Annotated in this window: 9 protein-coding genes; 4 read left to right on the plus strand and 5 right to left on the minus strand. The window is 37.1% G+C overall.

The features are described from left to right. Positions 1 to 22 precede the first annotated feature (22 nt). Both HUJ21_RS22085 and HUJ21_RS22090 read right to left on the minus strand, forming a co-directional pair. Complete coding sequence (locus tag HUJ21_RS22085) at positions 23 to 697, minus strand: SOS response-associated peptidase (RefSeq protein WP_291372896.1); 675 nt, start codon at positions 695 to 697, stop codon at positions 23 to 25. Between the two features lie 202 nt (positions 698 to 899). After that, positions 900 to 1,199, minus strand: coding sequence for a hypothetical protein (locus tag HUJ21_RS22090; RefSeq protein ID WP_291372897.1), 300 nt, complete (start codon positions 1,197 to 1,199; stop codon positions 900 to 902). Positions 1,200 to 1,472: 273 nt separating this feature from the next. On the opposite strand from HUJ21_RS22090, the gene HUJ21_RS22095 reads away from it, so the two are divergent. Next, on the plus strand, positions 1,473 to 1,928 hold the full coding sequence (locus tag HUJ21_RS22095) for a helix-turn-helix transcriptional regulator (protein ID WP_291372898.1): 456 nt from the start codon (positions 1,473 to 1,475) through the stop codon (positions 1,926 to 1,928). Positions 1,929 to 2,094: 166 nt separating this feature from the next. Here HUJ21_RS22095 and HUJ21_RS22100 read toward each other — a convergent pair whose 3' ends face one another. Beyond that, positions 2,095 to 2,601: a PIN domain-containing protein gene (locus tag HUJ21_RS22100; protein WP_291372899.1), complete on the minus strand. Its 507-nt coding sequence runs from the start codon at positions 2,599 to 2,601 to the stop codon at positions 2,095 to 2,097. Further along, on the minus strand, positions 2,601 to 3,656 hold the full coding sequence (locus HUJ21_RS22105; RefSeq protein ID WP_291372900.1) for an XRE family transcriptional regulator: 1,056 nt from the start codon (positions 3,654 to 3,656) through the stop codon (positions 2,601 to 2,603). The genes HUJ21_RS22100 and HUJ21_RS22105 overlap by 1 nt, the downstream gene beginning before the upstream one ends. Before the next feature lie 245 nt (positions 3,657 to 3,901). Here HUJ21_RS22105 and HUJ21_RS22110 point away from each other — a divergent pair, with 245 nt between their 5' ends. The 3 genes from HUJ21_RS22110 to HUJ21_RS22120 are packed head-to-tail and all read left to right on the plus strand — an operon-like array spanning position 3,902 to position 5,921. Further along, positions 3,902 to 4,129, plus strand: coding sequence for a DUF2188 domain-containing protein (locus HUJ21_RS22110; protein WP_291372902.1), 228 nt, complete (start codon positions 3,902 to 3,904; stop codon positions 4,127 to 4,129). Positions 4,130 to 4,175: 46 nt separating this feature from the next. Further along, on the plus strand, positions 4,176 to 5,045 hold the full coding sequence (locus tag HUJ21_RS22115; RefSeq protein ID WP_291372903.1) for a hypothetical protein: 870 nt from the start codon (positions 4,176 to 4,178) through the stop codon (positions 5,043 to 5,045). Between the two features lie 12 nt (positions 5,046 to 5,057). Continuing rightward, positions 5,058 to 5,921, plus strand: a complete 864-nt coding sequence (locus tag HUJ21_RS22120) for a hypothetical protein (RefSeq protein WP_291372905.1) — start codon at positions 5,058 to 5,060, stop codon at positions 5,919 to 5,921. A 107-nt stretch (positions 5,922 to 6,028) separates the two neighbouring features. Here the strand turns inward: HUJ21_RS22120 and HUJ21_RS22125 are convergent, their stop codons facing one another. Continuing rightward, positions 6,029 to 6,529 (minus strand): hypothetical protein, encoded by a 501-nt coding sequence (locus tag HUJ21_RS22125; protein ID WP_291372906.1) that lies wholly within the window; start codon positions 6,527 to 6,529, stop codon positions 6,029 to 6,031. Positions 6,530 to 6,593: the final 64 nt, after the last annotated feature.

The raw sequence follows: 6,593 nt of genomic DNA on the forward strand, positions 1-6,593 counted from the left end.
AGTGCATAGAGGCCTAATTAATCTATTCCGGAACCGGATCAAGAATTCCAGGGTGATTGTTGCCAGGTTTGTTAACTTCACTGGATATTTCGTAGGCCTCCATGGAATCGGCCGGATAAGCGTTCAACAATTTTAGCAAATCCTTGGGGTTTTGATCGGGATCCAACCATAATTTTTCTTCTTCCCTGGTCAAAATCACTGGCATTCTGTCATGAATTTTTTCCATTAGTGCATTTGGAGCGGTGGTGATAATTGAGTATGAATTATACAATTCCCCATTAGGATTTTTCCAACTCGACCAGAGCCCGGCGAAAAAAAAGAACTCCCGTTCGGAAAGGTAAATCCGGAATGGCTGCTTTCCTTTTTCCTTCTTTTTCCATTCAAAAAAACTGTCCGCCAGTACCAGGCATCTTTTGTTGTTTACTAAAAGGGGTTTATAAGAGGGTTTGTCAAGCAGGGTTTCTGAGCGGGCATTGATCATTTTGTAACCTACTTTTTTATCTTTTGCCCAATGGGGTACCAAACCGAAATGAAAGATATCTATTTCATCAGGCTTCTCCGAAGTGACCACCGGAGCCATTTGCGAAGGAGCAATGTTGAAGGAAGGCTTCCAGTTTTTTGCCTTTTCGGACAACCTCAACTTCAATTGGTCCTCAATAATCTTAAGGTCTTGTTTTTCGGAGTATCTGCCACACATGGTTTCCTCTTAATGGTAAGTATTAAATTTACAAATAAAATGGCTACGTTTTACCTTGCCCTCTGCTATTTGGCTTAGGGATAGCAATGGAAATCCTTTTTTGGAAGGGAAGCGCAGGGGAAAAAAGATTGGAATGGAAGCATCGCGGTAGCCCGACCCATAGGGTAAGCCCCAAAATATCCTGACTTAGCTATGAAAACAATTACCGGACCATCATTGCGCTCAAATTCTCATAACATTCCACCGCCAACTCCCGCAGCTCTTCCCCGGAACGAGTTATCGGAAATTCCAGACAACGTTGCATATAACGCATATAGGTAGTCGAAAAATCATCTATGAATTCCTCGGGAATCCCCATCAACTTTTGAGTCAGATCCAAAATACCTAAATAATGACTGTAACCGGCATCCAGATTCAACCTGTCCAGGCCCAAAATCAACTGATTGTGTTTCAGGTCCTGGAGTATCAACTCAATAATCAACTCGTCTAAGGTCATATTCATCTTAACATCCAGGCTTTCGGTTAAATGGAGGCCACTCTCTATTTGCGGTCAACTTTGATGCAGTCTTACAAAATTCAAAAATCCCTGACCCCTACCCTATTCTGATAAAGCATAACTTATTTTCTGAATATGAAAGGGTGGTGGGGAAAAAAGATGAAAATCCCAACCAATTCCAGATGGTCACCAGCATAAATTATCCCTTCTACGGATATTTTATTAAAAAATCCCTTATTACCTTAGAGCCATATCTAAGGAAATGGTTAATTTTGATCAATGACAGATAGTAACAACATGCCAGGAAAAATCCATCAAGGCCGTAATATCAAGCGGTTCCGTGAAATGCTGGGGATCAAGCAGGAAGCCCTGGCCCATGAACTGGGTGCCGACTGGTCCCAAAAGAAAATTTCACTCCTTGAGCAAAAGGAAACGGTGGAAGATGCCATCTTGGCCCAGGTTTCCGAAATCTTAAAAATCCCCGTGGAAGCCATTCAGAATTTTGACGAGGAGCAGGCGGTGAATATTATTGCTAATACCGTAACTACTGTTAATGACAATGCAACAGGGCAATTATTCCAGATCAACCCAACCATCAATACCTCAGAAAAATGGTTAGAGGCATTGAATGAAATCAAAAAACTGAACGAAGAAAAAATTGCTCTGTACGAGCGGATGTTAAAAGAGAAGGATGAGATGATGGTTAGGTTGGAGAAACTCTTGGAAGGAAAGTAAACGCATATTCCATCGATACTGGAACAAAAACGAGCTCTTCATCACCTCCAACAGTGACTCTTTAAAAGTGAGACATAGGTACAGTGGATTTTCAATAAGTCCCATCCTTATTATGCACTGGTTAATAAGGAATACTTATAACCATTTCTAGACTAAAGTAAATTTTCTAACTCCACTTCCGCACCCTAACTTCAATTTCTTTCCTAGTCTTTGTGCTCGCATACATTGTGTTAATAGTCAAAAGCTTTTGTATTTTAGATACTGCTTTAGCCTTGGAACAAATGCAATTTGTGACTAGAAGATCGAAAATCCAAAAAAGTCCGTGATATTCTAAGGAATGTCTTTCTGCACATTTTCTCACAAGCTTATCGCTACTAAGAACGATACCGTTTTCAAGACCGAATGCCACGTAAATTACCGATCGATCTTCGGGGGAAAGGCCTTTTGGAAAAGCCATTTTATCCATTTTTGAAAAGTCCTCTTCGTTTAGGATGTGGACAATTAACTTTTCTACCTTTTGGTATGCTACCAACACCTGCTTTTGTTCTTGGAACAATTCATTCATTACATCAACTGTCGTGTGAAGCTGAAGTTCCAATTGAAAAAAATCGGAAATAAGATCCAGTTCAATCAAATCAATAAAGATACATGCGTCGGTAACAGCAATTCTCATCAGATAACCAGGTTTTCCTTCCTAAACTCCGCCAACTTCTGATTATTCAATGCAGCTGCTTTGCTGATACTAATAAATTCTTCTGCCAGTGCCCTGAACAAAAGTTGGGAAAACCGATTCGAGTGCTCTACGCCTTCATAGGCCACCGGCTCACTGGATCGATATCCTAACTGGGTAAAGACAATGTAAAACTGTTTGAGGTAATTCTCGGATATTAATCCAAGGTCCTTGGCTCTGTAAACCAAAGCCTGCATGGATATACCATACTGTTGTTTTATCGCAGAAAGTTCTTGAAAAGAAAGTTTGAACCTTTTACCACCCAGTTCAATTTTCATGGTCTTCTCAGGAATTAACATGGCTGCGGCAAAGGCATGGCAGTATTTTTCTTTCTGTTTTTCTTCAAGCCCGTTCACATCCAATAGGAGGTGCGCTAATTCATGAAGGGCGGTAAAGCGTTTTCTATCCAGTTTATTTTCAAATTTGGATTTATTTAAAACAATCAACGGAATATCTTTTCCATTGACCCAAGTGGAAAATCCATCAAATGATTCAGTAGATTCAATTTCCAAAACCTTCACATGATGGTCTTCCAACAGCTCAACTACATTCGATATTGCGTCTCTACCCAAACCCCAAGTTTCCCTTAACTTTTCGGCGGCTTTTTCGATAGCTTCATGTGAGTCAATAACCATACTTTCCAAAGGATTTACAAATTTGGTTTCTATACCCAATATTTCCTCTAGCTCAATGTAGCGACTGAGCTCATTTTTAGCAATTTCCACAATCCGGCTTTTCTCCTTACTTGGATAATTTTTCAATTTGCGAAATTCTATTACACCAAACTCAACTTCAGTATTGGTATGGAAATAATCCGGCCTGACATGGAGGGCATCTGCTAGTATGCCAATCATTTCAGCATCGGGCACTACTTGTCCTTGCTCATATTTGCTCAAAGCCTGTTTGGTGACAAAGTTATGAATGCGGTCTGCCAAACCTTGAAGGGATAAGCCATTCATCAAACGGGCAGATTTGAGACGTTCGGCTAAATATTTCATTGTATTTGAAATGTTAAATTTATTTAATAGATATAACGCAAATGTAGAGTTTGAGTTTACGAATATATAAATTATTCATATATTCGTCAATTATTTATGACAAACGGTCACTGACACCACAGGAGTTTTTCACTGACAAAATGACTTAAAATCAGTGAAATATCTTAATTTTTCAATTTTGGAGCTTGATTGACAAATATGGTTTTATATTTGTTATTTGTCAACCAACAAAAATAACACATAAAATGGCAAAAGGTAAAAATCAACACGTAGTCACCCATTCAGACGGCTGGGCTGTCAGAGGTGAAGGAAACGGAAAGGTAACAATGGTTACCGCGACGCAACGGGAGGCTATTCAGATAGCTCGGCAAATAGCACAGAAACAGCAATCCGAATTATTGATCCATGGAAAAAATGGACAAATCCGGGAACGGGATTCATTCGGAAACGATCCATTTCCACCAAAGGGGTAAAGCCCCTTCTCTTATTCTCTTTAACTAACCACTAAATGAAAATAACATGGCCAAAAAATTCAATGCTTCACAACTTCGAAGTAAATTAACTCAGATTCAAAATAAACAACGATCTGCTGTAAATCGCTACAATCAGAAAGTTAGAGAATACAATAGGAAAGTTACCCATGCAGTGAACAATTACAATCAAGCAGTTAGGCAACATAATGCCAGAGTAAAAGCGAATCGACAACGGTTAAATTCAGCCATAGCTAGACTGAATTCACAGACTTCTATCCGTTATTCCGCTACTACCACATCCTCTTACAGACTCTATCAAAGTTACCAAGAACTTGATAATCGCTTTGAGTCTGGTTATTTGAATGATAGGTATGGGGATTGGGTAGATTTAGCCGAAAGAGAAGCTGCTAATAGTGCTGAACTTTCAAAATCATTGCAGGTACCGGCTGAATCAAGTCAATTCTTAGGACCAGCCATAACATCCTCCATATCCAATGAACTAAAAGGAATATCTGAAGATCTAGACAATAGATGGAAGGGAGCCATATTCTCGTTGAACCCACAAAATCCGGATGCTGCACGACATTTTTGCACCAGTTCCAGAGAGGTGATTGTTCAGCTGATCGAATTGAAAGCATCGGATGAAGAAGTCAAAGAAAATTATCCAAGAATAAAATTAACTGAAAATGGAAAACCTTCAAGAAGGTCTAAAATTGAATACCTACTTCACCGAAATCAGCGGGATGCCTTGGCCGATTTCACTGAAGCTGACATCGAGGATATCATGCTTCTCTTTCGAGATTTTAATAATGGGACCCATGGTTCCGCTGGAAAATATTCCTATGATCAGCTTCTGAAATTAAAGAATAGGGTGGAGGACTCAATAAAGTACTTGTACCAGGTCGCTTACCATTAAATTTTCAAGCAAATGCTAAACTGGCGAGAAATAACATCCGACCTCCCTGATATCGAGCAAATTGTAATCCTATCAGATGAAAGGATCACTGATTTCAGAAAATGGACTTTAGGCCAGTTTTTAGAGAATGACGATAAAACAGCCTATGGAATATTAATTCACTCAAATAAAATAGTTAAGCCTGAAAGTTTTGCTTTTTGGACCCCATTTCTGATAACAGACCTTGGAGTACCAGGAGACTATAAAGGAGAGGATTTAGCTCAATACCTTTTTGCGTTCAAAGAAATTTTAAAAAGCTATGAACATAGATTTTTATTGATGGCTCGTACAAGTCAATTATCCGGTGGACAAGTTTTCCATTTTGATTTTTATTTGAATGGCACCTATTCCAGAGCCCTTTCTTTGATTGAAGGTTTTATGATCCTGTTAGATTCTAAAAATTATTTGGCTGCGTCTCATCTTGTTAGACCCTATCTGGACAATTTCCTTCGACTATTTGCGGCTCATTTGGTCAAAAATCCACATGAATTTGCCAATGAAGTAATGAAAGGAAAAAAGGTTGAGAAATTCTTCGATAAAGAAAATCAAAAACAAGCTCTTAAGGATTGGTATTTAAGAGAGAAAGCCTCCGAATCATATCCTTGGATCAACGATGTTTACAAACATACCTCAGATTATATTCACTTCAGCTCAAAGCATATTTATAATCCAATTGTGAAAGTTGATTCAGAAAACTCCACTATTGGAACATACCTTACCAAATATGACTCAGATACTATTACCGACTTTAACAGAATAGAAGCAGTATTGGTCATGATTGAGATTTCAAACTGTATTTTGAAATACGCCTATGGTTGGGCTAGAACTAAAATATAATAAAAGTAGGCTACTTTTTTGATAAATTAAAAAAATAGTAATTTATTTTATCTCTACTTCTATAGTTATCCAAATTAATGAAATAAATTCTTGTTTAACCTATATACTTATTTATACCAGTTTAAATTATATTGGTCTATTACTTCGATAGTTTTTTTAAGAAAGAAAAAGAAATTAATTTCATTTGCCCCCATGAGAACCCCATTCTTTAAAATTTTATATTCTGGATTAAAGTATATACTTCGGCCAGAAGGATCACTATTTAATTTAGTAAGTTTCCATTCAATTATTAAATCGTCAAACTGGAGTGTTCCGTTTTCCTCTTTTGATATTTCCCATTTATGTTTCTCATATGTGAGGAATGGTAGTAGAAGATTAAAAAATAAGTCCTTATTTTCAATATAAATATTATTATTTTTAGTTTCTTTTATTTTATACAAAGAATTTAAAAATTCTGTTCTATCATTAAAAAGTTCATCTAATATTCTAAGGATTATCAATAGTCTAATATTATAAAGTTCAAGATATTTTCCGTTAACTTTAGTATATGTGTTACCTTTAAACTTAATGTCCTTGTCTCGTATTTTTAATATATTTCTAATTATCACAATATTAGATTTATTTACTGAAAAAATAATGTATTGATTGCACATAATAAAATACATATATTAT

The organism is Cyclobacterium sp., assembly GCF_014762705.1.
Taxonomy (GTDB): Bacteria; Bacteroidota; Bacteroidia; order Cytophagales; family Cyclobacteriaceae; genus Cyclobacterium.

Excerpts from the sequence above, each read along its gene's own strand:
- HUJ21_RS22110 (WP_291372902.1), top strand. The coding sequence starts at position 3,902 with ATGGCAAAAGGTAAAAATCAACACGTAGTCACCCATTCAGACGGCTGG.
- HUJ21_RS22090 (WP_291372897.1), bottom strand. The coding sequence starts at position 1,199 with ATGAATATGACCTTAGACGAGTTGATTATTGAGTTGATACTCCAGGAC.
- HUJ21_RS22095 (WP_291372898.1), top strand. The coding sequence starts at position 1,473 with ATGACAGATAGTAACAACATGCCAGGAAAAATCCATCAAGGCCGTAAT.
- HUJ21_RS22115 (WP_291372903.1), top strand. The coding sequence starts at position 4,176 with ATGGCCAAAAAATTCAATGCTTCACAACTTCGAAGTAAATTAACTCAG.
- HUJ21_RS22100 (WP_291372899.1), bottom strand. The coding sequence starts at position 2,601 with ATGAGAATTGCTGTTACCGACGCATGTATCTTTATTGATTTGATTGAA.
- HUJ21_RS22085 (WP_291372896.1), bottom strand. The coding sequence starts at position 697 with ATGTGTGGCAGATACTCCGAAAAACAAGACCTTAAGATTATTGAGGAC.
- HUJ21_RS22120 (WP_291372905.1), top strand. The coding sequence starts at position 5,058 with ATGCTAAACTGGCGAGAAATAACATCCGACCTCCCTGATATCGAGCAA.
- HUJ21_RS22105 (WP_291372900.1), bottom strand. The coding sequence starts at position 3,656 with ATGAAATATTTAGCCGAACGTCTCAAATCTGCCCGTTTGATGAATGGC.